We start from the raw sequence: 23,989 nt of genomic DNA, 5'->3' as shown, positions 1-23,989 counted from the left end.
CGCTTTGGGTGGTTTTGAATCCTAGAAGTGTCGAGAGGCTTGAGGAAACCTCTTTAGCAAGAAACTTTGGCCGTTTTGTGGCGCTTACTTGGTGGACGCGCCGCCAAAATAGCGGAAGAACTCGCCGTCAGGATTCAGAATGTAGGTTGTGTTTTCAGGCTTCAGCCCTTCGCGGTAGGCCAGCATGGAACGCCAGAAAGCAAAGAACTGGGGATCGCGCCCCGTGGCCTCGGCCATGATCTCTAACGATTTGCGGTCGCCTTCACCCTTGATCTTTTCGGCCGCGCCTTGCGCTTCGGCTAGAATGATGGTGGCCTGACGGTCAGCGTCGGCCACGGTTTGCGTCGCTTCTTGCTGTCCACCGGCGCGGATTTGCGCGGCCTCTTGCTCACGCTCGGACCGCATGCGGGAGAAAACGGCATCGCTGGTCTTTTCGGGCAGGTCGGTGCGGCGAATGCGCAAGTCAACGATCTCAACGCCGAAATCTTTGGCCTCGGCATTAAGAAGATCACTGATTTTGCTCATCACGCCGACGCGTTCAGGGGAAAGGAGGGTCGCAAGCTTGATCGTGCCGAGCACGCTGCGCAGGGTCGAGTTGAGCATGCTGCTCAATCGGTCATGCGCGGTGCGTTCGGTGCGCAAACGCTGGAAGTACAAAAGGGGATCCTTGATGCGGTAACGGGCGAACGCATCGACCTCCAGCGGTTTTTGTTCGGCCAGCATGATTTCCTGTGAGGGCGCATCGACTGCCAAAACGCGCTTTTCCAAAAAGGCGACGCTTTGGAAAAAGGGAACCTTGAAATGCAGGCCAGAGGTATCCACCACACGCACGATATCGCGGAACTGAAAGACGATGGCTTGTTGCGTTTGTTGAACGACGTAATAGCTATCGCCGATCCCGAAGAGGGTGATCACGATGGCGGCGAGAGCAAGCATAAGGCGGCCGTTCATGGGGCGTTTCCTTCTCGTGTTGAGGCGCGATTTTTCATCATGTCTTGCAAGGGGTACAAAGGCATGGTTCCCGCCCCTTTATCGGTAATGATCTTTTGCGCGTTACCAAGGACAGCTTCCATCGTTTCAAGATAAAGGCGTTTACTGGTGACATCCTTGGATACAACATAGGCGGTCAGAACTTCTTTGAAACGATCCGCATCGCCTTTAGAGACGGCGATCTTTTGGTCGCGGTAGGCCATGGCTTCTTGCACCAGCTTAGAGGCTTGGCCTTTGGCATCGGGAATGACTTTATTGACGTGCGCCGCCGCCTGATTTTGGAAACGCTCCATATCAAGACGGGCGTTCACGACGTCTTGGAAGGAGGCTTTGACTTCAAGTGGAACCGCGACGGTTTGCAGGTTGATCTGTGTCACAATGATTCCCGCTTTGTATTCGTCGGCGATCGCTTGCAAACGCTTGCGGGCTTCCTCGGCAATCTGGGCGCGGCCTTCGGTCAAGGCAAATTGCAGCTTGCTTTGGCCGATGACTTCGCGCATCGCGCTTTCCGCTGCCATTTTGATGGTGACTTCGGGGTCGCGAATTTCGAACAGGTAGTCCTTGACGTCGCCCACGCGCCAGAAAACGGTGAACTGCACGTTGATGATGTTTTCATCTTGCGTCAGCATCATGCTTTCTTCGGGAACGGCGCGCGCGCCTTCCGTATCGCGTGAGAGCTTGCGAAAACCGATCTGGATTTCGTTTTGCGCGGTCACAACGGGGGTCGAAACGCTTTCGATAGGTGAGGGCAGGTGATAGCGCAGCCCTGGTTGTTCGGTGCGGTTAAAAGCGCCAAAGCGCATGACCACGCCGACCTGATCCGCGCCGACCATATAAAGGCCGCTGACAAGCCATAGGCCGACGATTAGGGCTAATCCCGCCGCCGCAGCCTGCAAGTGGCCTTGGGGCTTATAGGGATCGATGAAATCTTTAAATTTCCGCCAAAGCTCTTGAAAGTCGGGGGGCGGGATGACGTTGTTTGGCGGGCCGCCAAGGGGACCGTTGCCATTGTTTTTAGATTGCTGCGCCCAGTTCTTGTTGCGAGGGGGAGGATCATTTGATTCGTTGGGTTTGTTTGACCCCCAAGGGCCGTCATCATCGCTTCCGGTCATAGGCTTGATTCTTTCATGGTGAGCCGAGGGCTCACCATGAAAGAATGAGGGCGGAAAGTCAAATGCTAGAGAAAAGGCGCGTGAAGCGCAGCGGCTAGATTCTGAACGCCTCTGTGAAAATAGCGTCCTGTGCGGGAATATTTAAAGTCGCCTCTTTTGTTGCATCTTTCATTGTTCAGCTCTTTGACTTCATCAGAAGGCTCAAACACAGGATTTTTGAACAAAGGCAAGGGTATCCACACAATTCGCCCCATTTCGCTGATATGTTCTTTTTGCGTTTTAGTGGCAGTTTCAAGGAGTGCGTTGTAGGCCGCTTTGTCCAGATAATCACCGTCACCAAGAGGCTTGACACCGTCCCCGTGATCCGGAAGAACAGCGATTATGGTGTCGCCTAGTTTGCTGGCTCTTAATTCGTGACCTGCCTTAGGATAATGGATTTCAAAGTAAGGCAGCACATAAGCAAAATCTTTACAGAATTTTGATGCTTTTATAGGCTTGAAATAGCCCAGACAGTCCATAAACCAACCCGCAAGAGGCGCTTTTTCGTCGGTATAGTGAAGTCCGTCAACGACAACGCGGCGGATACCAAAAAGCATATGGGCGCTGTTGGCATCATATTTTTTGACGAGTTTTTGGGCATATTGAATAAAATCAACGCATTTTTGATGATAAGACGTGATCGCTTGATGAAGCTCAGTGCCCTGTCGCACGCGGTAACAGTGAAAATTGATTGCGTCGTTGGGGCAAGACATCCAGCGGCCTCCTTTTGTTATAAAAATAAGGGCTTAAAACGAAAAACTCTCTCTGATGGGAGACTATAGTGGAATTGTGGCAATTTTATGGGGGAGGAGAGAGGTGGGGACTGATTATTTACCGCCGCCTTTTTTTTCGCTGATGGCGATGGTCGTTATCCATGTGCTAGCGTTCAAATCCTGTCCGGCACGCCATTCTGGTATGAATCTGAGTGCGGGCTTTTCAAGTTTAGGAGATATGTATCCATGAATACCGTTCACTCAAAAACGATGTTAGTAATTTTTGCTATCATTGCGGTATATTATATTGTTGACTACGCGCTTATTGAACTTAATTTCGGCCCCCCTGAATTTAGAGTACGTATTGTCAACTCTCGTCCTAAGAGACAAAACTCTTTGCCATTAAGACACTATGCTGTGCTGACACATTACGGACTGATTCGTGACCAAACAGGTCCTTGGCCGCCTGCTATTGGTAGCAAAGCAATTATAATCACAACTGAAGGCAGCGCCTTATATACGTGTGATGCTATGTTGAGCTCGCCTAATATTTTATTAATTACCTCGATGAAAAAGCCAAATTTTTTAGAAGCATTTTTTCCTTGGGTTCACAATTGGAAAGAAGACAACATTACACTTAGCGTCTCGGGATGCCGCGATAAGGTCTGTCCAAAACCAGAAATTAACGAATATTTTCTAGTAACAAGTTTGGGACGACACCAAAAAGCGTCTAAAACTGACGTTAAAGATAGTGTCGACTGGAAACCAGGGGATCCTCCCTATAATAGCACAAATGAGTCGTTACCTCAGGAATGCGAAAAGTTAATTATTGAGAACGCAACAATGAATAAGGACGTCTTGCTTTCATCCAAAGCATGGTTCTGATCCACTTTACAGTCCCCAGCTCACCCTGTCCGGCACACCATTCTGGTATGATTGTGGGTACTCTGCTATAATCCCAGATATAAGGGGGGACAAGTGACAGATTTCGAAATGCTGGAAAACAAAAGGGTTCTTAATCACGCGCTTGCACAGCAGCGCCTTGAGGGATTGTCCGTGTCCTCTAAAACCGAAACCGACCTCACCCGTGTTGCCAACGGTGAAATTCCGCTTTCTATCGTTATCAACGAGCTGTATGCCCGCTATGCACACGTCGAAGTACTCCAACGCTGATCATTATATTGATTCTGAAACAGGCGTTCTCAAAAACCGTCTTGGTATCGTACTGGAAGAAGAGCTCGAAAAAGCCGAGGCAGATTTTGCCACCGCGCGTTCCTATGAACTTGGCAAAACGCCTTTAAAGGGCGATTTTGATTTTGATCATCTGCTGGCTATTCATCATTATCTGTTCAGAGATTTGTATGAGTGGGCAGGCCAGCCGCGAGACATCGACATTTCAAAAGGCAGCAACTTCTTTGCGCATCATGCACATATTCATGTTGCCGCGACAACTCTGTTCAACAAGTTGGCGGAAGAAAAACATTTATCCGGATTATCGAAGGAAGATTTCAGCGAACGCGCAGCCTTTTACTTGGGTGAACTCAACGCCCTACACCCTTTCCGCGAAGGCAATGGACGCGTCCAGCGAGAGTTTATCTGTCAACTCGCACAAAAGAATGGCTATGTGATTGAGTGGGGCAACATTGACCAAGCCGCCATGATTCAGGCGAGCATTGAGTCTTTTAAAGGTGATTGCACAAAGTTTGCAGCATATCTTCGCGCCAATATAAAAGATTCCAATAATTGACAATGAAGGGGCGTTTGTCCCGCGCAAGCGCTGGCAAGAGACAGCGTGAGGCTACGGCAACCCCAGTCCTTGCGGATAGTCCGTTTTTGCCTTTGTGGAAGAGGAAAAACGTCGGGCGCGGCTCTCGAACGGCGACGACAGGATATGCACAAGAGGTTGAAGGGTTGCCTTGCAGTGATGATCTTTACCAATCGAATAAGGACGCAAAATCTTTTTTCAAAAAGGCATTGGCGGCACATAAAGGTGATGCCCTATCGCCATAAGTCAGAATTAAGCCATAGAAACAGGAAAGAATTTGTTCATCCTCAACGAATAGGAATGGATACTTCCCAGTGCCCAGGTTTATCCTGTCCGGCACGGCAACAAGGCTTTAAAGCATTATATGGGTGGATCATCCTGCTTATTTTGCTTTGCCGCCATGCGGTTTATAGAAGGCAAATTCGCCAATTTCGGCTGTCTTGATGTATTTCTTAGACCAACTCGGGTTTACTTTTTTATGATGGAAATATGTCGCGCCTTTGGTTTGATCTGTGAGTTGCCGGTTGAGTGCCTTTCGGGCTATTTCTTTGGCTATCGCGTAAGGCGCCTCCTCCTCTGCATCATCTGAACGGCCATCACACCACCATGAGAACTGGCAAGCGCCCTGTTCCTGACCCTGTTTAACGACACCACAAATCGTGTTTGGAAAGCCGTCATGGCCTAGCCTGTTCATCACGACATTGGCGATCGCCTCCATACTGGCAACTTGCTCGCCTCTTGCCTCCCAGTAGATAGTGCGCGAAAGGCAGGTGATTGCATCATTCAAAGACTTTTCACCGTCATGGTCGACCCCTTGTGCCTCAGACCGCGTGATTTTCTCGGATGGCGAAGCGGGAGCCGCCTTGTTGCCCTCGTCCACGATTTCCTTCTCGAGTACTTTCGCCTTGCCCTGAGCGGTTTCTGACATCTGTGTGTGGTCAGCGAAAGCCGGTTGGCTCAAAAGAAAAAGTGTCGCAAAGCAGATTGCTAGAGCTCTTATTCGGCGCATAATCAGACCTCCCATATGTTGAAGGACAGCAATTAATACAACAATGTGCTATGGCCTATCAGAAGCGCGCACTGATCAACATCACTTACCGATATGAAGGCCATTAATCGAGCCCAGCAATCCGAACGTCTGCAGTAACCAAATCACTACAACAATGACGACCACGCCATTCAGGATTTTTTTGATCTTTTCATCCATCGGAATATAGAAGTTGACAAGGCCTAACAGCACACCAACCACGATTAATGTAATCGCTACGTTTACTAAAGACATGTGAACCCCCTATATTGCTTTGTCCTAGGACGAAAATATCAGTGGCCTTTTGCCGTTAATCAGATGACTTACCGCCAGAATAGGGCGAGGAGAATGATTATGGGAATGGGGATGCCAATCAGCCATAGAATAACAGCTCTTCTCATATGGGGTCTCCCTCTCGGTTGAGTTCGATGTAATCGAAAGATTCAAAAACAAAATCTTATATGGGTGACTTATCTTACTGTTGTGTGTGTTTCAGTGGTGCTTTTGTTAAACAAGCCCTCTGGATCTGTGCTTGTCGTTTTATCAATGGTCGCTTTTTTGTTTCCGTCTTCGTCATAATAAACGTCGGTCGTGCTGTTCACAGACCTTTCCGTTCCCACTGAATCTGTAGAGCGTGAGCTTTGCTGATATTTTCCGGGGGGCAGTGATGAAACTTCATCGTGCATACAGCCGAAGAGGATGAAAGAGGCCATCGCCATGCTGCCTATTTTTAAAGCTGTTTTCATTGTCGTCTCCAAAATGTTGTGTTGTCTATGCATTCAACCTTTATTTTGGTCGTCGCCTTATAAATATACAATATGGTGTGTGGCGCCTTAGCTAAGGAAAACGTAAGGCCTGCTTAGAAAACAGTGAAAGGCTTTTCGTTGGGTCTTCGCTTTACTTCTTCTTCCACTCGCCGCTGGGGGTTTGGTAGGAGGCTCCGGCGCCGAGGTTGGTGATAATTTGCTGCGCCGCCAGCTTTGCCACCACGCTGGTGGGTTGGCCGTTTTCCTTAGAGATGCGGGCATATTCCTGCTGCCGTTTGGCGTTGACATCGGCCACAAGGGCTTGGACCTCCGGCGTGGCTTTTAAGGCCTGCGCGTAGCCGTCCGCTTTCTCGCCCACCAAACCGGTGGAGCGGGCGCTGTGTAGATCAAGCGCGAGCGCGGGCGTGGCCGTCAGAAGGCCAAGAAGGATAAGTAAAGTTGCAAGGCGTGATTTCATGGGAGCCTCCTGTTAAAAGACGTTTGGGTTCTTGGCGATGGCTTGTTGCACATCTTTTTGGATCTCGACTTTGATATGCTGCTCGATATTGACGTTCAGGTTGATCTCAATCGGTTTGTCCGGCGCTTGCAGCTGAACGGTTGGCGTACAGGCGATTATGGTCGCCAGCAAGAACGGGAGGGCTATTATCAATCTACTTGTTTTCATTTTGGCCTCGCTCCAGAAGTTTTTGGGGATCAGATAGCCAGATAAGATTTTGCTGCACGAAATTTAGCATATCGCCGGTCAAATGCACATTTAATTCGACGGCTCGACCGTTTTGAACGGCGGGATTGTTTCCATGGAGCGTCATCAGTACCGAAAGCCTGTTGTTTTTATCACTATCCAGACGCACGGAAAAAAGCGTGTAGTGAAGGTCTTTCATCACGTTGCGCACAAAATCAACCTGTGGATTGTCGCCTGGGATAACATCGGGCGACAGGGTTATGATGCCGGGCTCTTGTGCCTGCAAAGTGCCTTCATGAACGGCGATGGTTCCGTCTTTGTCGATGGTTACGGGAAGCGTGCCAGAGATTGTGCCCGTGGCGGAGGCTTTCTGGCCCGTCAATTGTTTCAAAAGTGCATCCGCCGAAACGCGCTCAAGATTCAGTTTCACGTCCAAAACTTGTCGGTCTTCAAGCAGGATTTTCACGTTTTGTGTTGCTACCGTCCCACCGTTCCACGGCATCACGGCGGAAAGGATCGTAAGCTCTCGCTTATTGGGATCGCGGAAAGAATAATCCGTTTGAAAACGAAGCTTATAGGCGTGATCAGCGCTTTCGAACTGGCCTTGAATCGCCACATGGTCTGATTGCGCAAAAATCGTTCCCTTGCCATTCAAAGCGGGGAGGGGGAAAGCGTCGTTTCTAATTTGAAGGTTCTTGACCTGCCATGTCCCCGTTTTTCCCGCGAGAAGATCAAGCGGCGCATAGGTTACGGTTATGTTTTCTGCGCTAAGCGGCACGGGCGCACCAAGCTGCACGTCTTTAAAAGAAAGGCTGTCCTGCTCTTCATTTGAAAGCGTCAGTTGAACATTTTCAAAACCGCGCTCTTCAAGCGCGTTCTTTATTTGGGTCTCAAGCAAAGGCCGCCATGACAACACCACCGCGACAATGATGACAAACACGCTAAGCGCCAGTGCCGCAAAACCAATCTTTGTTTTTTGGGAAAAACCAACCATAACGCATCATAATCGGGAATTATGGCCAAGGTGAGGCTTAGTTTTAAGTTATGGTGCCCCCAACATGATTCGAACACGTGACCTACTGATTACAAATCAGTTGCTCTACCAGCTGAGCTATAGGGGCCTTGGGATGGACGCTGCTTGCGCGTCATGGAGACCTACATACATCACCTTTTTGGTCTTGTCATCCCTCCTTTAAGCTCTTGTCTTCACTTTCAAGAAGCCGTATGAATTAACCATGCGTTTGCGCCTATCCTTTTATTTATCCTTGATCCTTTTGCTGTCGGCCTGTTCCGGCGGGGGAGAGGGGAGTGGAAAACTGCCCACCCGTTATACGCTTCCGGCGAATCCAGGGGGGCGGCTTTGCTCTTTTCAGTGCCGTGAGGCGCAGGATCACTGCCATGAGTCGTGTGGTCTCAAGGAACGCGGCTGCACGAACGTTATGCAAGCGCAAGCGATTAAGGACTATGAGGCCTATACGGTTGAACAGTTCAAGACCAAGCAGCCTGTGGAGCTTCGCCCGCGTGACTTTGAAAGGCCTGAGCGCTGCGTTGCCGAAGAGTGTCGCCACGAATGTCAGGCTGTATATGACACCTGCTTTACGCAATGCGGGGGTAAGGTGATCGAGCCTTCCGCTTGCCACTTTTTTTGTTACTGAAAAGGGAATTAATCTATGACCACGCCCCCGCCTTTGCTTCGTCACCGTTTGCGCCAAACGAAAATCGTCGCGACCTTGGGGCCAACCTCGTCCACCAAGGAAATGATCCGCGCTTTGTATGACGCGGGAGCCGATGTCTTTCGCTTGAACTTTAGTCATGGCACGGCGGCGGATCATAAGGCGCGCATGGACGCCATCCGCGCGGTCGAGGCCGAGGTTGGCCGTCCCATCGCAGTGCTGGCGGATTTGCAAGGGCCCAAGCATCGCCTTGGGGTCTTTAAGGACGGTTCTATCGCCATTAAGGCGGGGCAGGCGTTCCGGCTGGATCTGGACGCGACGGCGGGTGATGAAACGCGCGTGCAGATGCCTCATCCCGAGATTTTTACGGCGCTAAAGGATGGCAGCATTCTTTTGCTGGACGATGGCAAGGTTCGCTTGCGCGTGACAGAAGCGGGTGAGGGGTATGTCCAAACGATTGTCGAAGTGGGAGACAAGCTCTCTGACCGCAAGGGCGTCAATGTGCCGGATTCGGTTATTCCGGCCTCTGTTTTGACGGAAAAGGATCGCCGCGATTTAGAGATTGCCTTGGATTTGGGCGCGGACTGGATTGCTTTATCCTTTGTGCAAAGGCCGGAAGACGTGATGGAAGCGCGGCAGCTGATTGGCAATCGCGCGGCCATTCTGGCCAAGCTGGAAAAGCCCATGGCTATTCAAAGCTTGATCCCGATTTTAGAACGTGCCGATGGCGTGATGGTGGCGCGTGGCGATTTGGGCGTTGAAATGCCGCCTGAGGACGTGCCGCGCACGCAAAAGCGCATCATTCGTGAAGCGCGCAAGTTCGGTAAGCCCGTGATTGTCGCGACGCAAATGCTGGAGTCTATGATCACTGCGCCAACCCCGACGCGGGCGGAAGCGTCCGATGTGGCCACCGCCGTCTATGACGGCGCGGATGCCGTGATGTTGTCGGCGGAAACGGCCAGCGGGCAATACCCGCTTGAGGCGGTCATGATCATGGATCGGATCATTCAACATACGCAGGCCGATGCGATAGAGCAGGATGGCTTGTTGATGGGGAAGGTGGGTTTACTCAGCACGGGGGCCGATGCGATCACGGCAGCGGCGCGGCAAGTGGCCGAGACGATTGGCGCTGTCGCGATTGTTACTTTTACGACTTCGGGATCGACAACATTGCGCGCTGCGCGTGAGCGGCCTAACGTGCCTATTTTGGGGCTGACCTCACAGTTGGCGACGGCGCGGCGGTTGGTTCTTTCCTATGGCGTTCATGCCGCCCATACGCCTGAGGTGACGGGCCTTACCGAGGTTATCAGCACGGCGGTTAAAATCGTGCGCGGGGATGGCCTTGCCAAGCTGTATGATCGCGTGGTCATCACCGCTGGCGTTCCCTTTGGCACGTCCGGCACGACGAACGTGCTGCGTATCGCCGTGATCGATGAAGCGGGGCAGGGGTAGGCTCAATTGGAATCTGTTGGAACAACAAAAAAAGGCGCGGAATCCGCGCCTTTTTGAATCGTCTTATCAGAAAAATTATCCCTGACGCGCCTTATAGCGTGGGTTCACTTTGTTGATAACATAAACGCGGCCTTTGCGCTTCACGACTTTACAGGCGGCATCGCGCTTTTTAAGGGCTTTAAGAGAGTTGGTGACTTTCATGGTCTTGATCCTATAGCAAAAGAATATCTAAAGAGCGCGCAACCTAAGGTTTTGCGGCTAGCTTGTCAAGAAGGGCTTTTTAAATCGTATCCAAAGGGGCATTAACCATAGGGTTTTAGGGAGTTGTTAACCGAAGCGGCCTGAACATAGCTTGGCGTGCGAATCGTTTTTTCTCTTTTTAAATTATGGCGTTGAGCCACACATAGAAGGGAGGCTTTATGACCAAACGGCGTTCGCGTCAGGAAGAAAAAGAATTCCGTCATGAAAGAAGCGGGCGCGAGCGGCGCGATATTCCTGAGTTTGCTCGTGCCGAGCAAGAGGGCTGGGATCCCATCGGCAGTCCCATCACCAGCCGCCGCGAACAGAAATATGTGCGTAAGGTGCGCCCCCAAAACGAGCATCAGGCGGCTTTGATTGAGGCTATGGCTAAGGATAACCTTGTGGTGGCTGTTGGGCCTGCCGGAACGGGCAAGACCTATCTGGCGATCAGCGCAGCGGTTGAGGCGCTTGAGACGGGGAAGGTAGATCGAATCATTCTCTCCCGCCCCGCCGTCGAATCGGGCGAGCATTTGGGCTTTTTACCAGGCGATTTGCAGGAGAAGATGGCTCCTTACCTTAGGCCCCTGTATGATGCCTTGAATGACAGGCTTGGCGTTAAGAAGCTTAAACAATCCCTTATGGATGGAATTATCGAAATCGCGCCTATCGGCTTTATGCGGGGGCGCACCCTTAACAATGCCTTTGTGGTGATTGATGAGGCTCAAAACTGCACTTATGTGCAGATTAAGATGCTCCTCACGCGCCTTGGATGGCATTCCACAATGGTTTTAACGGGCGATCCCGACCAAAGCGACCTTTTGGGCGGGCTTTCGGGCTTGGCCGACATCGCGCAGAAATTATCCGTTGTCGAGGGCGTTTCCGTCGTCCAACTAACGGATCAAGATATCGTTCGTCACCCGCTTGTCGCCAGTATGCTGCGGGTGTTATAAAAGCAGCAAGATTCGCATAGAAATCACACCGCTGGACGGTGATGGCCCTATGATGCGGGGACCCTTATAATGCCCGCTTGACTTAGGCGGTCAGGCCTCCTACTTTGCGGCGGATTTCTCCGTTCGTGAAGGATTAGGTCTATGGTCAACGATAGTGATCGCGGCAGGCTAGAATCCTTGGCTAAGCGGATTGATCAGGCGCAAAAGGTGGCGAATCCCATGCAAAGCGGGAGGGTCTCTGAAGGGGCGAAGGCTCACACCCAAGCGGCGCAGATGATACGGGTCGGATCGGACTTTGTCGCTGGGATCGTTTTGTCGGGGGCTTTGGGGTGGTATTTGGATCGACGCTTGGATACGGCGCCTTGGTTGATGCTCGCGCTTTTGGTTGTTGGTTTTGTTTTTGGGTTCTGGACGATCCTTCGCTTTTTGTCTAAGAAGACAGACGACGATGAAGGACGCAAGGAATAGGGGTTTTACGTATGGGTATGCATTCGCCTATTGAACAGTTTGAGGTTCATGATCTGACCGCGCCGCTTTTTGAGTTGGGCGGCCACGCGATTACATTCACTAATTTTTCTTTAGGCGCTGTGCTGGCCGTTGTTTGCGGCACGCTGCTTGTGCTTTTGCCGATGATGCGCCGTAATGTCATTCCTGGTCGCTGGCAGGTTTTGGTCGAAATGATTTATAATATGGTCGATGGCATTTTGCTGGAAAGCGCGGGGCCGAAAGGCAGGCCTTTCCTGCCGTTCCTTTTCACGATCTTCCTGTTTATCGCGATGAGTAACATTCTGGGGCTTGTGCCTGGCTTTTATACGGTAACGAGTCAACTTGTAGCCAACCTTTGTCTGGCGCTTGCTGTGATTGCCGTTGTTTTGACTACGGGTTTTGTCAAACATGGGTTTCACTTCCTCCATGTCTTTTTACCATCGGGCGTTCCTGGGTTTTTAGCCCCTGTTATTTTTCCGATTGAGATGGTGTCTTTCTTTATCAGACCCTTCAGCCTCTCCCTTCGTCTTTTTGCCAACATGTTGGCGGGTCATATTCTACTTAAAGTTTTTGCAGGCATGACGGCGGCTATTGCGACCTCCGGTTGGGTTGCAAGCGTTGGTGTCTTGCCCTTGCTCTTGAACGTGGCTATTGTGGGCTTTGAAGTGTTTGTCGCGCTTCTTCAAGCCTACATTTTCACGGTTTTAAGTTCGGTTTATTTGCGTGATGCGCTAGAGATGCATTAAGCAGGTAACTGAGATTTCGTCTAATCCTAAACCCAAGTCAGTTAAAGGAGTTCGTTATGGAAGGTTCTGATCTGAAATACATCGGTGTTGGTCTTACGATGCTGGGCGGCGGTATCGGCGCTGGTTACGGTATTTCCACGGTGTTTTCATCGTGGCTGAGTGCCATCGCCCGCAATCCTTCGGCTGATGCCAAGTTGCGTATGGTAGGCTTTATCGGTTTTGCCGGTACCGAGCTTGTTTTGCTGATGAGCTTCGTTGTCGCGGCTTTGTTGATTTTTGTCGTTTAAGGCGTCCCGCGAAACATCTGATAGAAAAGTACGATTATGAAGCGTATTGACGTTCCTGTTGCGGCCTTATGGGGTCTTCTTGTATGGGCTTCTCCGGCTATAGCCGAAGAGCAAGGGTCTAAGACCTTGCCGCAACTGGACGTCGCGCTTTATCCCGGTGTGCTTTTTTGGATGGTGTCGTCTTTTCTTGTTCTTTTTGTGCTGATGACGGTCTTTGGCATTCCGGGTATTCGTAAGACGATTGACAAAAGAAAGCGTCTTTTGACCATCGATTTGGAAGCCGCGCGTTTGGTGAGTGAGCAAGCTGCCGAGGTTGTCAGGGCGTATGAAGAGGATATTCATGACGCTCGCCGCAAGGCTCAAGATACAGTTAGCGCCATCGTTGTGGCCGCCTCGCATGAGGCGGCGGCTCAAAGCGATCAGCTGGAGCAAGAGCTTCGCCATCGCATGATTGTGGCCCAAGAAAACATCGCGCAGGCCAAACAAGAAGCGCTGAAAGAAACACAGGAGCATATCAATGATCTTGTCCATTTGGTTGTGACCAAGCTGATGGAGGCTGGAATCAGTCCATCGCCCGATAAAGGGAGGGCGTAATGCACGAAACATCATCCTTTCTCAATAACACAACATTCTGGTACGCTGTGGCGGTTGTCGCGTTCTTGGCTGTTGCCATGAAATCGATCCGCGGGCCTCTTCTTAGTTGGCTTGATGGCGAGATTGCCAAGGTTCGCTTTGATCTTGACGAAGCCAAGCGGCTTCATGCCGAAGCTGAAGCGACCCTTCAGGATTACAGAAGCCGTGAGCGCGATGCCGTGATGGAGGCTGAACGTATTGTCGAACAAGCGCGCGAAGACGCCAATCGGTTGCGGAGCGAGGCTCAGGATGATTTGCGTTTGATGTTAGAGCGTCACGAGAAAATTGTTGTTGACCGTATTCGTTTGGCACATGAGGATGCTCTGGCCGAGGTGCGCGCCTATATCATTGACGAAGCGTTAAGCGAAGCGCGCGGCAAGCTGAACACCATGGCTGGCGGGGCGGAGACATCGGCGCTTCTTGACAAAATCATTGAGGATTTACCCTCTTTAAAAATAGCCAAGACAGCCTAGGGCCTTTTTATGGAAGAACCCGACGAAACGACATCTAAGCCAGATACCGTTTCCTCCCTTGTCCGTCATCTTGAACAGACCTTGCCTGAGGGGGAGGATATGACGGTTGCGCGCCTTCTGTCTTTTCTTGGTGTGCATGGTTTTATTTTTCTGCTGCTTATCCTTGCCTGTCTGAACATTTTTATTTTTATGTTGCCCGGCCTTTCGATTGTCTTCGGACTTCCGATGGTCATCTTGTCGGTGCAAATGCTTTTGGGACAGCGCGCCCCAATCTTTCCTGCCTTTGTCCGCCTGCGTAAGATTCGCTCAACCCTTTTGCGCCGTGGGCTTCATCTGGCCGTCGTGGGCCTTGAAAAGATTGAGCCGAGAATTAAACCGCGCCTTTGTTTTTTGACGTCGAGCCTTATGATGCGCGTGCATTCTCTGGTGGCGCTATGCTTGGCGTTAATGGTGGCGATCCCCGTTCCGTTTATCAATTTGCCGCCCAGCCTTGGCATGGTTTTTTTGACGATTGGGTTGCTGCAACGCGATGGCGTTTTTATTGCTATCGCTTACGCGGCCACGTTATGGAGCTTCCACCTCTATGAGTCCCTTGGGCAAATGGCCCAGCACCTTGTGGGGTAGGACGCGCTTTTTTTAGGCCATGCCCATTTTCCGCCGCGCCTTGCTGCTGTAGAGCTTCATGTCCGCGGCGATCATCAGCGACTCTGCCGACTCTGTTTCGCAAACAAGCGCAAAGCCAAAGCTGCCACAGAGCGGCAGACTGTGTTCGCGGTGGTGCATCACGCGTTTGTTGAACGCTTTTTCCAAAAGGTCAAGACGCTGCGCCGCATCGCGGGGGGTCAGTTGCGTTAGCAAAACGGCGAACTCATCGCCGCCCAGCCGTGCGACATAATCCGTGCTGCGCACCTCGGTAAGGAGAACGGAAGCCGCCGTTTGCAGATAGACATCGCCAATAGGATGACCATGAAGATCGTTGATTTGTTTGAAGCCATCCAGATCGATCAGGATCAGCAAACCGACATTCTTTTTATTGCGTCGCGCGGCGGATAGCTCGCGCCGCAGAGCCATCATTAAGGCGCGTCGGTTCATAAGGCCCGTCAACTCATCCGTCATGGCAAGCGTTTCAAGCTGGCGAATGCGCTCTTGCTGCGTTTGGATCAAGAGGAGGGCTTCCTCAATATCGATTGATGCCGTTGGCACAAGGGCTGGTTGCAGCTTTGTGGGAAAGGTGAGGGGGATAGAGGGGCGAAGAGTTCTTTGTGTGGCTGTTGACAGGGTTCTCATCGAAAATCTCCATTGGTTATGTCTTATCCACAGGCTGTGCAAAACTCAGGCCAAACAGAGGGGTGATCAACTAACGCGATGATTATAAAAGAAACATTGCCGATACGGCGCAATGCCTTTGCGGTGCGGATCAGCCTTATGGCGCGCAAGATACGAAGGCTGCAGGCATTTTTTGCCGCCCGCGTCTTATTTTCTTCATATATGCGCCCCTGATAATCGTGATAGGCTGTGCCCCCATGATGACACGGTTTCTTTTCTTGATCGCTTTTTGGCTTTCGTTGGCTGTTCCCTGCGTTGCGCAGGAGAAGGCTGGCGCGGGGGCGGTTGCGCCTTTGGCGTCTGTTGTGGCTCCTTCTGTTGTGCCGCATAAGGCGCTGTATAAGATGAGGCTTGGAAAAACCAAGGCGAGCAACGGTGTCGCGGCTATTGACGGCATGATGGCGTTTGATTGGCAAGACACCTGCGATGGATGGGCCGTCCAGCAGACGATGCAACTGCATATTTCTTATGCCGAGGGAGAGGCCTCTGACATCGTTAGTCCCGCCGCAACATGGGAGTCTAAAGACGGACGCTCGTTTGAGTTTCAGGTTAAGCGCTTGGTCGGCGGTGAGGAGGATGAGGCCTTTCGGGGGCGCGTCAAGCTAGACGAAAAAAGAAAGGGTGTCGCGCATTATTCTGTGCCGATGGATAAAAAGGATATTGCGATTAACGGGGATGTTGTTTTTCCCGCTGCGCACACGTTGATGATTTTACAAAAGGCGCAGGCGGGCGAGAAGATGTTCTCCCAGCGCGTTTTTGATGGGGCGGATGTGGAAGGCATTGTTGATATCAGCGCCTTTATTGGCCCGCGCCTTGAGCGTAGGGATGAGGCGACCATCGTGGCCGAGCTTAAGGGCAATCCTTTGTTGACGGAGCAGGCTTGGCCCATGCGCCTCGCTTTTTATAAACCGGATAGGCCGGACAGTGAGCCGGACTATGAAATGGCAATGCTCATGCAGCCCAACGGCATCGCCCGATCGATCAGCATTGACTATGCTGATTTTACCATCGAAGGCTCTTTGGTGAAGCTGGAATCTTACCCCGCTTATACATGTCCCAGTGGGGCAGCGGCGCAATGAGAATTCTATCCCTCGATTGTGCCAGCGCCTTGTGCAGCGTGTGCCTATGGCACGATGGAGCCGTGGCCGCGCAAGCCATCGAAGAGATGGAGCGTGGGCAGGATGCGCGGCTGATACCGATGGTTCAGACGGTCATGACGCAGGCGGGCATAACCTATGCCGACCTTGACCGCATCGCCGTGACGCGTGGGCCGGGCAGTTTTACGGGGCTTAGGATAGGCCTTGCAACAGCGCAAGGGATTGGCTTTGCGGCGGGTAAGCCGGTTCTGGGCGTAGATCGCTTCGCGCTTTACAGGGAACAGAATAAAACTTTTTCAAAGGCCCTGTTGGTTGTTTTGGAATCGCGTCGGCGCGAATTGTATTGCTGCCTTTATCCGGCTAATGCGTTGCCGCTAGAGCCAGCGTTACTGACCGCTGATGAGATTGCCGCTAAACTGGCTCACGACCGTTCCTTGATGATTGCGGGCGATGGCGCTCTTGCGTTAGCGGGGGCGGGCGTGGAAGCTTCGCGCTTTCTGCCGCGCAGCAGTGAGGTTGAGGCTATCACCTGCGCCCGATTGGCCGCAGAAGCGGGCGAGGGTGATCCCGCCTTTTTGCCGCGTCCCTTTTATCTGCGGCCCCCCGATGTGACGGTCAAACGGTGTGAGGGGACGGTTTGATATGGGGAATTCTCGCGCTCTAGTTGACGGGGATGTTCCGGTGCTTGCAGCGCTGGACGCCCTTTGCTTTGGCGAGGAAGCGTGGAGCGAAGAGCAGATTAAGGGAAGCCTTTCCCTGCCCACAACGAAGGGGCATGGCTGGTTTGAGGGGGAGACGATGGTCGCTTTTTACCTTGTCCAGACAAGCGGGGATGAAACGGAAATTCTAACCATCGGCGTTCATCCTTCCCATCGGCGGGCGGGGTTGGGGCGGCAGATGATAGGCCATATTCTGGCTGCGCAAGCGGTGGGCATGGTTTTTCTGGATGTGGCTTGTGATAATATGGCGGCGCGCCGTCTTTATGAGGGCGCGGGGTTTATGCCCTTTGGCTTCCGTCCGCGCTATTACCAGCGGCAAGGGAAAGCGGTCGATGCCATTAATTATTCTTTTGTTTTAAATGGATAGGGCTCCATTCTCTTATTTGCCTTTAAGTGCGTGACCGTGGTAGGTTCAAGGAAGTTTCAGTAACAGCAAGGTTGGTTTTGATGCAAGTGCTAGAGTTTGAAAAACCTGTCGCAGAGATGGAAGCCAAGATCGAAGAGCTTCGCCATCTGTCGGATGACGGCCAAGTGAATATTGTCGATGAGGTTGCTCGCCTTCAAACCAAGGTCGAAAAGCAGCTGCGCGGCCTCTATGGACGCTTGACCCCTGCACAAAAGGTGCAGGTGGCGCGGCATCCCGACAGACCCCATTGCCTTGACTATATTGGCGCGATGGTGACCGATTTTACCGCGCTGGCGGGCGACCGCGCTTTTGCCGAGGATCAGGCGATCATCGGCGGTCTTGGCCGCATCGCGGGGCAGGCCTGCGTGATCATTGGACAGGAACGCGGACACGATACGGAAAGCCGCATCCGTCACAACTTTGGCATGGCCAAGCCGGAAGGTTATCGTAAGGCTCAGCGCCTTATGCATCTTGCCGAGCGGTTCAACTTGCCGATTGTGACCTTTGTGGATACGGCAGGCGCTTTTCCGGGCGTTGAGGCCGAGGCACGGGGGCAGGCCGAGGCGATTGCTCGTTCCATTGAGGTTTGCCTTAGTGTTGAGGTTCCCTTGATCACGGTTGTGATCGGTGAGGGCGGATCAGGCGGCGCGATTGCCATTGCGGCGGGCGACCATGTGATGATGATGGAGCATGCTATTTACTCTGTTATTTCTCCCGAAGGGTGTGCGTCGATTTTGTGGCGCAGCCGCGATCAGGCGGGCGAAGCTGCCGCCGCCCTGCGTCTGACGGCGCAGGATTTATTGCAGCTTGGCGTGATTGACCAGATTATCCCCGAGCCTTTGGGCGGCGCGCATCGCCAGCCTCAAGTCGTTTTTGATGCCGTGAGCAAGGCCATCGCGCATGAGATGAGCGTCCTGATGGGCTATGATGGGAAAACGCTACTAGAGCGCCGCCATGCCAAGTTTCTGGCGATGGGGCAAAAGGGACTGAGCTGAGCCGAGTCTAGGACGGTTCTACCGTCCCCACTTTTCTTCGGGATTACAGCTAAAGGTCGCGGGGGTGTTAAGCGCCTCAAGCATGGCTTCGACCGTTGTCACGGGCTTAAAAATAAGCAGGTTGTCAGGCATGGCGAATTTTTTGTCCACCAGATGATTGATGAGTTGAAAAGCAGGCTGCCAGAAACCATTGACGTCAAAAAACACGACGGGCTTGGTGTGAAGCCCCAATTGTTTCCATGTCAGAATCTCAAACGCTTCATCCAGTGTGCCAAAGCCACCGGGTAAAACAACAAAAGCATCGGCTTTCTCGGCCATCATGTTCTTGCGTGTGTGCATGTCATCAACGACGATGAGTTCCGTCAGGCCGGTATGCTGCATTTCATGGGCGCGGATATGTTCGGGGATGATGCCCGTGACTTCGCCGCCAGAGGCCAAGACGGAATCGGCGATGATCCCCATAAGGCCGACATGCCCTCCACCGTAAATAAGGCGCAGGTTGTTTTGGGCCAAGGCCGTTCCAATAGCATGGGCGGCTTCTTTGTAAACAGCGTCAACGTGGTTCGACGAACCGCAGTAAACGCAAACGGATTCTATGGTCAATGTCTTGTCCTGCTTGGGGTTTTCCAATGGACATTATAGCCTGTCATTTCTTAACAGGTCGTCACCAGAATTATAGAAAAGAGCCAATAAGACGGGTAAAAGCCCTTGATTCCTGCAAAAACTGCGTGAGGGGATGAAAAAGATAGGTCGGTGTTGGCGGGGTAGGAATGGTGTAGGTTCCGCTGACGATAATCTTCATTTCGCGATCAATGCCAAAAGTCACGACGGGCAGGGCGCGTGTGCCTTCTAAAAGGGTAATAAGATTCTCCCTTTTTTCCACCGATGTCACGGAGTAGGGCAAGAACCCCAGCGTGCCCCAAATAACAAGCTGCGCGGTTGCGCCGTTCGGAACATGACGAGCGTTATATAGGACGCCATCGACTTCAAAACTTAGATTGCTGACGTGAGGGACAATGACTTGTCGAATAAATTGGTCTGTATCGGCAATAAGCGATACGCATTTTTTCGAATTCGAATCGTTAGACTCCGTCATAGAGGACAAGACCCCCAATGAGGCAAGAGGGCGACCATATGCGGTGGAGGGGTCAAGGCTGGACATTGTGAGGGACTGTGACCAAAAAGATGAGGTGTCATGGCATTTTAAGCAATAAACTTTAACAGGTCTTTAAAATTGGGAGGGGAATTTTAATAATTTTACGACCTAAATCCGCGCTTCGTTACGGTTCGTTTACGTTCTTTTGCTAGGCTTTAGCTGAGAAGGCCATCGTCATTAGTTAACAAAAGATGAAAGCATTTTGACAAGGTATTGAAAGGGGATGTATCATGAGCAGGAAAATTAACATTGCCAATGGCCTTAGCCACGTTGTCACATTGGCAAAGCAATGGATTGACAAAGTGCCCGTCAACAAAAAAGAGCGCAAATACGAGTGCCTGAGCACTTGTAGAGACAAAGAACATGCCTCAATCATGGAGTATGGCGGACGCGGCATGATCGTGCGCGAAAAAGGAAACCCTGACGGACAATTATATTATGTCGACTCTCTTTCTGATCCGACAAAGTTTGAAGGCAAAGAGTATGCCACAATCGGTCATTATGGCGTTATGAAGCTAAGGAAAGATTTTCCAATAGGTGATCTTTTGGGCACGAAGGATGTTGCCGGTCTTATCGATGCTACAGGCAAATGGGATATTAAGGACGTCATCCCTTTCTTCGATGGACATCCTGACCCAGAAATAGACGAATGATATTCGCACCGATCTTCGTTTTATGCCTTTAGAGGTCGAAGGGCAGTATCATATTAGGATTAGGCAGCTTATCAGAGCAGCGGCTCTCGGTTAATCGTCACTTCTTTTTAAAGCAGGAGCGTACGATGCCGAAAGCTGGCCTTTTTGCAGCCGCCTATCGTGACCGCGTTGTCAGGATTGTTCTTCGCGCAGGTCTTGCCCGTGCCATGGCGCATTTGCCGCTTGGCATTATCTATTCAGGGTCATGGGATAAAGTTTATCAAGAATTGAACGTTGATTATAAAGGCCACCACTTTGCTGATAACAACACCCGTTCCGAAGGCATGGCTTTGCGTCTGCGCGGAACGCGTATTAATCATACGCGAGCTGGGACGTGGCTTGAGACAAAGAATCTGTTCCCTTATTTTGAAGCCGTTTATGCGCCTTTTGTTGATGGCCATCTAAACCCTATATTCTCAAAGAAATTCTTAATGCTTCTTACATAACTGTTTGGGGTGGCGTATCAAAGTTGTTTGCCGGTCTGCCGTTCCGTGAAGTCGCAACAGCGATTTGCGGCGCATCGAAAAGTAAAGTGTTTCGGCGTTATGAACTGCCAACGTTGGTTGCCAATCCATCTATCGAGGTTTTCAATAAAATGGATATGAAGGCTGTTCGGCAGATGTATAACGACGTGCATCCCGACGAAGCCTACAACCTTGCCTGTCTGAGCGAGCTTTCCATGACCTTCCGTCGCGCCGAACAAGAAATGGTCACGCCTGCACCGGCGTGGCAGGATTTTGTGGATAGGTTGCGCTTTTATCAAACCGAGCGTGCCCTTGTGACTTCTGCTGGTGATCTTCCTGTCCTTACCCCCGTCCAAGAACGCCGCAAGCAGGAAATAATCCGTGACTTTGGGCTTGAGCGTTTTTATGCCGTCCATCCTGCGCGTTGGGGCGGAGGAATTGTTCCGGCAAAAGTCCTTGCTCGTTAGGCGATTCGGAATCTTGTGTTTTTTCTTCCATTTCAGTCCTTTTCAAACAAGTCCGAATTCTGCTAGTCTATGCCGCTTCTAACAGCTAGGGGATTTCTATGAAAAACAACGGCTTTCTATCTTTTATTCATCCGGCGGGTTGGCCTTTTATCGGCATCGCTGCGCTTATAGCTGTTTTCTTATCCCTTTTTGGGGGTGTGACCTTGATGGTCGGCCTTATTCTTTTGGGCTGGGTTGTCTATTTCTTCCGCGATCCTGCCCGCGTGACGCCTGTGCGTTCTGGCCTTGTCGTCAGCCCTGCAGACGGGCGTGTGTGCCTGATTGCTGACGTCGTGCCTGAAGCGGATTTGGGCCTTGGTGAGGAACCGCGCACGCGCATCAGTATTTTTCTCAACGTGTTCGATGTGCATGTGAACCGCTCGCCTGTCGATGGCGAGGTGGCCTATATTGGCTACCGTGCGGGCAAGTTCGTGAATGCCTCGCTGGATAAGGCGAGCGTCGATAACGAGCGCAACGCGCTGGCGATCACCATGAGTGGCGAGCATCCCTATGCTGGACAAAAAATGGGTGTTGTGCAAATCGCGGGGCTTATCGCGCGGCGCATTTTGTGCAGTGTTGTTCCATCGCAAAAGTTGCAGGCGGGCGAGCGCTTTGGATTGATCCGCTTTGGCAGCCGCACAGATGTTTATTTGCCTATGGGCATCAAACCGCTCGTTTGCGTGGGACAGCGCGTTTTGGGTGGCGAGACGATTCTGGCCGATATGACAAGCGAGGAGCCTCGTCGCGTTGGCGAAGTGCGCTAATTTTAAGGTCAACAAAAAAGGGTTTATGACCATGAAAGAATATCCTTTATCGCGTCTTTTGCCCAACATGCTCACGATGGTGTCCTTCTTTGGGGGGCTGACGGCGGTTCGTTTTGCGATGCAAGAGCGGTGGGACATTGCCGCACTGGCCATTGTGATCGCCTCTGTCTTCGATATTCTGGATGGTCGCGTGGCGCGGATGCTGGGCACAACCTCCAAGTTTGGGGCCGAGCTTGACTCGCTTGCCGACCTAACCAGCTTTGGCGTTGCGCCTGCGCTTGTTTTGTATCTGTGGAATCTGTCATCGGGCGGTGGCGCGTTTGGATGGACGGCGGCGCTGGTCTTTGCCGCTTGCTCGGCCCTTCGCCTTGCGCGGTTTAACACGATGCTAGAGGACCTTACCGCGCCCAAATGGACAAAGGGCTATTTTACGGGCGTTCCGGCTCCGGCGGGGGCAGGGCTTGTTCTTTTGCCCTTGTTCTTGTTCAACGAGTTCGGCGAGGCGATGCGCCCCGCGCCCGCGCTGCTTGCTGTGTGGATGATCCTTGCGGGTGGCTTGATGGTAAGCCGCCTTCCCACCCTTGCGATGAAGGGAAGGCGCGTGCCCCGCGTTCTTGTCGCGCCGATTATGGCGGCTGTCTGCCTCCTTGTTGCGGGCCTGTTTACCAACACGTGGGTGACGCTGTCGGTGATGTCAGCCCTCTATTTCGTGATGATTCCCGTGGGGTGGTTGAGCTACCGCGCACGCGCCAAAAAAGAAAGCGAAGGAGCCTTCCATGCCTAAATCTGTTGACATTGCTTTGCCCAAGGGCGGCTCGATGACGATTGCGAATGATCGCAAGCTGACGTTTATCGCGGGGCCGTGCCAGATGGAATCGCGCCAACAAGCGCTGGAGATGAGCGCCGCGATTGCAGAGCTGGGCCGCAAGTACGATGTCGGCATGATCTATAAAACATCGTTTGATAAGGCGAACCGAAGCTCGATCAATACGCAACGCGGGATTGGACTTGATGAATCCTTGCCGATTTTTGCCGAAGTGCGTGAGACGTCTGGGCTGCCCGTTCTGACCGATATTCATGAAATCGCGCAAGTTGCTCGGGTGGCCGAGGCCGTGGACGTTCTGCAAATCCCTGCCTTCTTATGTCGTCAAACGGATTTGCTTTTGGCCGCAGGGCAGACAGGCCGCGCGATCAACGTGAAGAAGGGCCAGTTTCTTGCGCCATGGGATATGAAGAACGTGGCCGCCAAGATTGCCTCTACGGGCAATGAGCGCCTGATGCTGTGTGAGCGCGGCGTGAGCTTTGGCTACAACACACTTGTGTCCGATATGCGCAGCCTGCCGATCATGGCCGAGACGGGCTATCCCGTCGTTTTCGATGCGACCCATTCGGTGCAACAACCCGGTGGCAAGGGCGAGTGCAGCGGCGGCGAGCGCCGCTTTGTCTCGGCTCTGGCGCGTGCGGCGGTGGCCGTGGGTGTGGCGGCAGTCTTTATCGAAACGCATCCCGATCCCGATCATGCGCCCTCGGATGGCCCCAATATGGTGGCGTTTAAGGATTTCCCCGCGCTGATCGAAAATCTTCTTGCCTTTGATGCCCTTGCTAAGCAAAGTGGTAAAAACACTTAAAAGGAGAAGGGGTATGAGCGTGATGTTGATTCCGGGCGGTGTTCTATTGCCTCATGGTGCAGAAAATGCAAACGGCGGCATAATGATCAAAAAGGTGTGGGTAGATTTCGTATAAGTTTATGATAGATTTGAGGAAAAGGGAGTTTTTGAAGGTGTCACAACAAAAACTGTCCGAAGTGTGGATGTTTTTCGATCTATCGA

Annotated in this window: 35 protein-coding genes and 1 tRNA gene; 22 read left to right on the top strand and 14 right to left on the bottom strand. The window is 51.9% G+C overall.

Annotation, left to right across the window (positions count from 1 at the left end; translation table 11 throughout):
* Positions 1–84: 84 nt before the first annotated feature.
* The 3 genes from WC612_05335 to WC612_05325 form a co-directional block, all read right to left on the bottom strand.
* The gene (locus WC612_05335) at positions 85–951 is read right to left on the bottom strand and encodes a protease modulator HflC (GenBank protein MFA6280194.1); all 867 of its coding nucleotides are present in this window, start codon (positions 949–951) and stop codon (positions 85–87) included.
* Complete coding sequence (hflK, locus tag WC612_05330; GenBank protein ID MFA6280193.1) at positions 948–2,102, bottom strand: FtsH protease activity modulator HflK; 1,155 nt, start codon at positions 2,100–2,102, stop codon at positions 948–950. The genes WC612_05335 and hflK overlap by 4 nt, the downstream gene beginning before the upstream one ends.
* Positions 2,103–2,167: 65 nt before the next feature.
* A complete protein-coding gene (locus WC612_05325) occupies positions 2,168–2,854 on the bottom strand; it encodes a hypothetical protein (GenBank protein ID MFA6280192.1) in 687 nt (228 codons plus the stop codon).
* Between the two features lie 246 nt (positions 2,855–3,100).
* Here WC612_05325 and WC612_05320 point away from each other — a divergent pair, with 246 nt between their 5' ends.
* From WC612_05320 to WC612_05310, 3 genes are all read left to right on the top strand, one after another.
* Complete coding sequence (locus tag WC612_05320) at positions 3,101–3,739, top strand: hypothetical protein (GenBank protein MFA6280191.1); 639 nt, start codon at positions 3,101–3,103, stop codon at positions 3,737–3,739.
* Positions 3,740–3,832: 93 nt separating this feature from the next.
* A complete protein-coding gene (locus WC612_05315; GenBank protein MFA6280190.1) occupies positions 3,833–4,027 on the top strand; it encodes an antitoxin VbhA family protein in 195 nt (64 codons plus the stop codon).
* The gene (locus tag WC612_05310; GenBank protein MFA6280189.1) at positions 3,990–4,601 is read left to right on the top strand and encodes a Fic family protein; all 612 of its coding nucleotides are present in this window, start codon (positions 3,990–3,992) and stop codon (positions 4,599–4,601) included. Before WC612_05315 ends, WC612_05310 begins: the two co-directional genes overlap by 38 nt.
* A gap of 400 nt (positions 4,602–5,001) precedes the next feature.
* Here WC612_05310 and WC612_05305 read toward each other — a convergent pair whose 3' ends face one another.
* The 7 genes from WC612_05305 to WC612_05275 all read right to left on the bottom strand — a co-directional run bounded on the left by WC612_05305 (position 5,002) and on the right by WC612_05275 (position 8,216).
* A complete protein-coding gene (locus tag WC612_05305; protein ID MFA6280188.1) occupies positions 5,002–5,628 on the bottom strand; it encodes a cell wall hydrolase in 627 nt (208 codons plus the stop codon).
* Positions 5,629–5,709: 81 nt separating this feature from the next.
* Positions 5,710–5,901: a Thivi_2564 family membrane protein gene (locus tag WC612_05300; protein ID MFA6280187.1), complete on the bottom strand. Its 192-nt coding sequence runs from the start codon at positions 5,899–5,901 to the stop codon at positions 5,710–5,712.
* Between the two features lie 215 nt (positions 5,902–6,116).
* Positions 6,117–6,392, bottom strand: coding sequence for a hypothetical protein (locus WC612_05295; GenBank protein ID MFA6280186.1), 276 nt, complete (start codon positions 6,390–6,392; stop codon positions 6,117–6,119).
* A gap of 151 nt (positions 6,393–6,543) precedes the next feature.
* Complete coding sequence (locus WC612_05290; protein ID MFA6280185.1) at positions 6,544–6,870, bottom strand: YdbL family protein; 327 nt, start codon at positions 6,868–6,870, stop codon at positions 6,544–6,546.
* A 12-nt stretch (positions 6,871–6,882) separates the two neighbouring features.
* A complete protein-coding gene (locus tag WC612_05285) occupies positions 6,883–7,077 on the bottom strand; it encodes a YnbE family lipoprotein (protein ID MFA6280184.1) in 195 nt (64 codons plus the stop codon).
* Positions 7,064–8,089: a YdbH domain-containing protein gene (locus WC612_05280; protein MFA6280183.1), complete on the bottom strand. Its 1,026-nt coding sequence runs from the start codon at positions 8,087–8,089 to the stop codon at positions 7,064–7,066. Before WC612_05280 ends, WC612_05285 begins: the two co-directional genes overlap by 14 nt.
* 51 nt (positions 8,090–8,140) lie before the next feature.
* Positions 8,141–8,216: transfer RNA gene (locus tag WC612_05275), tRNA-Thr, on the bottom strand.
* 114 nt (positions 8,217–8,330) lie between these two features.
* Between WC612_05275 and WC612_05270 the strand changes: the two genes are divergently transcribed.
* Complete coding sequence (locus WC612_05270; GenBank protein MFA6280182.1) at positions 8,331–8,750, top strand: hypothetical protein; 420 nt, start codon at positions 8,331–8,333, stop codon at positions 8,748–8,750.
* Between the two features lie 15 nt (positions 8,751–8,765).
* Entirely contained in the window at positions 8,766–10,220 is a 1,455-nt protein-coding gene (pyk, locus tag WC612_05265; GenBank protein MFA6280181.1) for a pyruvate kinase, read from the top strand.
* A 75-nt stretch (positions 10,221–10,295) separates the two neighbouring features.
* On the opposite strand, the gene ykgO is transcribed toward pyk, so the two are convergent.
* On the bottom strand, positions 10,296–10,421 hold the full coding sequence (gene ykgO / locus WC612_05260) for a type B 50S ribosomal protein L36 (GenBank protein ID MFA6280180.1): 126 nt from the start codon (positions 10,419–10,421) through the stop codon (positions 10,296–10,298).
* Between the two features lie 218 nt (positions 10,422–10,639).
* On the opposite strand from ykgO, the gene WC612_05255 reads away from it, so the two are divergent.
* The 7 genes from WC612_05255 (at position 10,640) to WC612_05225 (ending at position 14,659) form a co-directional block, all read left to right on the top strand.
* Complete coding sequence (locus tag WC612_05255) at positions 10,640–11,410, top strand: PhoH family protein (protein MFA6280179.1); 771 nt, start codon at positions 10,640–10,642, stop codon at positions 11,408–11,410.
* Positions 11,411–11,551: 141 nt separating this feature from the next.
* On the top strand, positions 11,552–11,878 hold the full coding sequence (locus WC612_05250) for an AtpZ/AtpI family protein (protein ID MFA6280178.1): 327 nt from the start codon (positions 11,552–11,554) through the stop codon (positions 11,876–11,878).
* Between the two features lie 11 nt (positions 11,879–11,889).
* The gene (locus WC612_05245) at positions 11,890–12,642 is read left to right on the top strand and encodes a F0F1 ATP synthase subunit A (GenBank protein MFA6280177.1); all 753 of its coding nucleotides are present in this window, start codon (positions 11,890–11,892) and stop codon (positions 12,640–12,642) included.
* A gap of 56 nt (positions 12,643–12,698) precedes the next feature.
* The gene (locus WC612_05240; protein MFA6280176.1) at positions 12,699–12,929 is read left to right on the top strand and encodes a hypothetical protein; all 231 of its coding nucleotides are present in this window, start codon (positions 12,699–12,701) and stop codon (positions 12,927–12,929) included.
* Positions 12,930–12,965: 36 nt separating this feature from the next.
* A complete protein-coding gene (locus WC612_05235; GenBank protein MFA6280175.1) occupies positions 12,966–13,523 on the top strand; it encodes an ATP synthase F0 subunit B in 558 nt (185 codons plus the stop codon).
* Positions 13,523–14,035 (top strand): hypothetical protein, encoded by a 513-nt coding sequence (locus tag WC612_05230; GenBank protein MFA6280174.1) that lies wholly within the window; start codon positions 13,523–13,525, stop codon positions 14,033–14,035. The genes WC612_05235 and WC612_05230 overlap by 1 nt, the downstream gene beginning before the upstream one ends.
* Positions 14,036–14,044: 9 nt before the next feature.
* Complete coding sequence (locus tag WC612_05225; GenBank protein MFA6280173.1) at positions 14,045–14,659, top strand: exopolysaccharide biosynthesis protein; 615 nt, start codon at positions 14,045–14,047, stop codon at positions 14,657–14,659.
* A 12-nt stretch (positions 14,660–14,671) separates the two neighbouring features.
* On the opposite strand, the gene WC612_05220 is transcribed toward WC612_05225, so the two are convergent.
* The gene (locus tag WC612_05220; protein MFA6280172.1) at positions 14,672–15,322 is read right to left on the bottom strand and encodes a GGDEF domain-containing protein; all 651 of its coding nucleotides are present in this window, start codon (positions 15,320–15,322) and stop codon (positions 14,672–14,674) included.
* 236 nt (positions 15,323–15,558) lie between these two features.
* Here WC612_05220 and WC612_05215 point away from each other — a divergent pair, with 236 nt between their 5' ends.
* The 4 genes from WC612_05215 (at position 15,559) to WC612_05200 (ending at position 18,578) form a co-directional block, all read left to right on the top strand.
* Positions 15,559–16,440 (top strand): DUF1849 family protein, encoded by an 882-nt coding sequence (locus WC612_05215; protein MFA6280171.1) that lies wholly within the window; start codon positions 15,559–15,561, stop codon positions 16,438–16,440.
* Positions 16,437–17,099: a tRNA (adenosine(37)-N6)-threonylcarbamoyltransferase complex dimerization subunit type 1 TsaB gene (gene tsaB, locus WC612_05210; GenBank protein ID MFA6280170.1), complete on the top strand. Its 663-nt coding sequence runs from the start codon at positions 16,437–16,439 to the stop codon at positions 17,097–17,099. The genes WC612_05215 and tsaB overlap by 4 nt, the downstream gene beginning before the upstream one ends.
* 1 nt (position 17,100) lies before the next feature.
* Entirely contained in the window at positions 17,101–17,544 is a 444-nt protein-coding gene (locus WC612_05205) for a GNAT family N-acetyltransferase (protein MFA6280169.1), read from the top strand.
* Positions 17,545–17,624: 80 nt separating this feature from the next.
* Entirely contained in the window at positions 17,625–18,578 is a 954-nt protein-coding gene (locus WC612_05200; GenBank protein ID MFA6280168.1) for an acetyl-CoA carboxylase carboxyltransferase subunit alpha, read from the top strand.
* Positions 18,579–18,596: 18 nt separating this feature from the next.
* Here WC612_05200 and WC612_05195 read toward each other — a convergent pair whose 3' ends face one another.
* Positions 18,597–19,181, bottom strand: coding sequence for a TIGR00730 family Rossman fold protein (locus tag WC612_05195; GenBank protein MFA6280167.1), 585 nt, complete (start codon positions 19,179–19,181; stop codon positions 18,597–18,599).
* Between the two features lie 70 nt (positions 19,182–19,251).
* Positions 19,252–19,674 (bottom strand): hypothetical protein, encoded by a 423-nt coding sequence (locus tag WC612_05190; GenBank protein MFA6280166.1) that lies wholly within the window; start codon positions 19,672–19,674, stop codon positions 19,252–19,254.
* 290 nt (positions 19,675–19,964) lie between these two features.
* Here WC612_05190 and WC612_05185 point away from each other — a divergent pair, with 290 nt between their 5' ends.
* From WC612_05185 to kdsA, 6 genes are all read left to right on the top strand, one after another.
* Positions 19,965–20,387, top strand: a complete 423-nt coding sequence (locus tag WC612_05185; GenBank protein MFA6280165.1) for a hypothetical protein — start codon at positions 19,965–19,967, stop codon at positions 20,385–20,387.
* 125 nt (positions 20,388–20,512) lie between these two features.
* Complete coding sequence (locus tag WC612_05180; GenBank protein ID MFA6280164.1) at positions 20,513–20,872, top strand: hypothetical protein; 360 nt, start codon at positions 20,513–20,515, stop codon at positions 20,870–20,872.
* Positions 20,873–20,895: 23 nt separating this feature from the next.
* Positions 20,896–21,357 (top strand): hypothetical protein, encoded by a 462-nt coding sequence (locus WC612_05175; protein ID MFA6280163.1) that lies wholly within the window; start codon positions 20,896–20,898, stop codon positions 21,355–21,357.
* A 98-nt stretch (positions 21,358–21,455) separates the two neighbouring features.
* On the top strand, positions 21,456–22,160 hold the full coding sequence (locus tag WC612_05170; GenBank protein ID MFA6280162.1) for a phosphatidylserine decarboxylase: 705 nt from the start codon (positions 21,456–21,458) through the stop codon (positions 22,158–22,160).
* A gap of 25 nt (positions 22,161–22,185) precedes the next feature.
* Positions 22,186–22,944 carry a CDP-diacylglycerol--serine O-phosphatidyltransferase gene (pssA, locus tag WC612_05165; protein MFA6280161.1) on the top strand — a complete coding sequence of 253 codons (759 nt, stop codon included), beginning with the start codon at positions 22,186–22,188 and terminating at the stop codon, positions 22,942–22,944.
* Positions 22,937–23,788: a 3-deoxy-8-phosphooctulonate synthase gene (gene kdsA, locus WC612_05160; protein ID MFA6280160.1), complete on the top strand. Its 852-nt coding sequence runs from the start codon at positions 22,937–22,939 to the stop codon at positions 23,786–23,788. The genes pssA and kdsA overlap by 8 nt, the downstream gene beginning before the upstream one ends.
* Positions 23,789–23,989: the final 201 nt, after the last annotated feature.

The sequence above is a fragment of the Bdellovibrionales bacterium genome, from assembly GCA_041662785.1.
GTDB lineage: Bacteria > Pseudomonadota > Alphaproteobacteria > UBA9219 > UBA9219 > UBA8914.
Note: the sequence above shows the minus strand (reverse complement) of the source record. Positions and strands in the feature narration are given on the sequence as shown.

What these genes read in the sequence shown, in the direction of transcription:
- WC612_05230 (MFA6280174.1), top strand. Translation starts at nt 13,523, where the DNA reads ATGCACGAAACATCATCCTTTCTCAATAACACAACATTCTGGTACGCT.
- WC612_05215 (MFA6280171.1), top strand. Translation starts at nt 15,559, where the DNA reads ATGATGACACGGTTTCTTTTCTTGATCGCTTTTTGGCTTTCGTTGGCT.
- WC612_05200 (MFA6280168.1), top strand. Translation starts at nt 17,625, where the DNA reads ATGCAAGTGCTAGAGTTTGAAAAACCTGTCGCAGAGATGGAAGCCAAG.
- WC612_05250 (MFA6280178.1), top strand. Translation starts at nt 11,552, where the DNA reads ATGGTCAACGATAGTGATCGCGGCAGGCTAGAATCCTTGGCTAAGCGG.
- WC612_05270 (MFA6280182.1), top strand. Translation starts at nt 8,331, where the DNA reads ATGCGTTTGCGCCTATCCTTTTATTTATCCTTGATCCTTTTGCTGTCG.
- WC612_05245 (MFA6280177.1), top strand. Translation starts at nt 11,890, where the DNA reads ATGGGTATGCATTCGCCTATTGAACAGTTTGAGGTTCATGATCTGACC.
- pyk (MFA6280181.1), top strand. Translation starts at nt 8,766, where the DNA reads ATGACCACGCCCCCGCCTTTGCTTCGTCACCGTTTGCGCCAAACGAAA.
- WC612_05235 (MFA6280175.1), top strand. Translation starts at nt 12,966, where the DNA reads ATGAAGCGTATTGACGTTCCTGTTGCGGCCTTATGGGGTCTTCTTGTA.
- WC612_05310 (MFA6280189.1), top strand. Translation starts at nt 3,990, where the DNA reads ATGCCCGCTATGCACACGTCGAAGTACTCCAACGCTGATCATTATATT.
- ykgO (MFA6280180.1), bottom strand. Translation starts at nt 10,421, where the DNA reads ATGAAAGTCACCAACTCTCTTAAAGCCCTTAAAAAGCGCGATGCCGCC.
- WC612_05305 (MFA6280188.1), bottom strand. Translation starts at nt 5,628, where the DNA reads ATGCGCCGAATAAGAGCTCTAGCAATCTGCTTTGCGACACTTTTTCTT.
- WC612_05185 (MFA6280165.1), top strand. Translation starts at nt 19,965, where the DNA reads ATGAGCAGGAAAATTAACATTGCCAATGGCCTTAGCCACGTTGTCACA.
- WC612_05335 (MFA6280194.1), bottom strand. Translation starts at nt 951, where the DNA reads ATGAACGGCCGCCTTATGCTTGCTCTCGCCGCCATCGTGATCACCCTC.
- WC612_05320 (MFA6280191.1), top strand. Translation starts at nt 3,101, where the DNA reads ATGAATACCGTTCACTCAAAAACGATGTTAGTAATTTTTGCTATCATT.
- WC612_05205 (MFA6280169.1), top strand. Translation starts at nt 17,101, where the DNA reads ATGGGGAATTCTCGCGCTCTAGTTGACGGGGATGTTCCGGTGCTTGCA.
- WC612_05240 (MFA6280176.1), top strand. Translation starts at nt 12,699, where the DNA reads ATGGAAGGTTCTGATCTGAAATACATCGGTGTTGGTCTTACGATGCTG.
- WC612_05295 (MFA6280186.1), bottom strand. Translation starts at nt 6,392, where the DNA reads ATGAAAACAGCTTTAAAAATAGGCAGCATGGCGATGGCCTCTTTCATC.
- WC612_05300 (MFA6280187.1), bottom strand. Translation starts at nt 5,901, where the DNA reads ATGTCTTTAGTAAACGTAGCGATTACATTAATCGTGGTTGGTGTGCTG.
- tsaB (MFA6280170.1), top strand. Translation starts at nt 16,437, where the DNA reads ATGAGAATTCTATCCCTCGATTGTGCCAGCGCCTTGTGCAGCGTGTGC.
- WC612_05190 (MFA6280166.1), bottom strand. Translation starts at nt 19,674, where the DNA reads ATGACGGAGTCTAACGATTCGAATTCGAAAAAATGCGTATCGCTTATT.
- WC612_05325 (MFA6280192.1), bottom strand. Translation starts at nt 2,854, where the DNA reads ATGTCTTGCCCCAACGACGCAATCAATTTTCACTGTTACCGCGTGCGA.
- WC612_05170 (MFA6280162.1), top strand. Translation starts at nt 21,456, where the DNA reads ATGAAAAACAACGGCTTTCTATCTTTTATTCATCCGGCGGGTTGGCCT.
- WC612_05255 (MFA6280179.1), top strand. Translation starts at nt 10,640, where the DNA reads ATGACCAAACGGCGTTCGCGTCAGGAAGAAAAAGAATTCCGTCATGAA.
- kdsA (MFA6280160.1), top strand. Translation starts at nt 22,937, where the DNA reads ATGCCTAAATCTGTTGACATTGCTTTGCCCAAGGGCGGCTCGATGACG.
- WC612_05290 (MFA6280185.1), bottom strand. Translation starts at nt 6,870, where the DNA reads ATGAAATCACGCCTTGCAACTTTACTTATCCTTCTTGGCCTTCTGACG.
- WC612_05280 (MFA6280183.1), bottom strand. Translation starts at nt 8,089, where the DNA reads ATGGTTGGTTTTTCCCAAAAAACAAAGATTGGTTTTGCGGCACTGGCG.
- WC612_05180 (MFA6280164.1), top strand. Translation starts at nt 20,513, where the DNA reads ATGCCGAAAGCTGGCCTTTTTGCAGCCGCCTATCGTGACCGCGTTGTC.
- WC612_05220 (MFA6280172.1), bottom strand. Translation starts at nt 15,322, where the DNA reads ATGAGAACCCTGTCAACAGCCACACAAAGAACTCTTCGCCCCTCTATC.
- WC612_05225 (MFA6280173.1), top strand. Translation starts at nt 14,045, where the DNA reads ATGGAAGAACCCGACGAAACGACATCTAAGCCAGATACCGTTTCCTCC.
- hflK (MFA6280193.1), bottom strand. Translation starts at nt 2,102, where the DNA reads ATGACCGGAAGCGATGATGACGGCCCTTGGGGGTCAAACAAACCCAAC.
- WC612_05285 (MFA6280184.1), bottom strand. Translation starts at nt 7,077, where the DNA reads ATGAAAACAAGTAGATTGATAATAGCCCTCCCGTTCTTGCTGGCGACC.
- pssA (MFA6280161.1), top strand. Translation starts at nt 22,186, where the DNA reads ATGACCATGAAAGAATATCCTTTATCGCGTCTTTTGCCCAACATGCTC.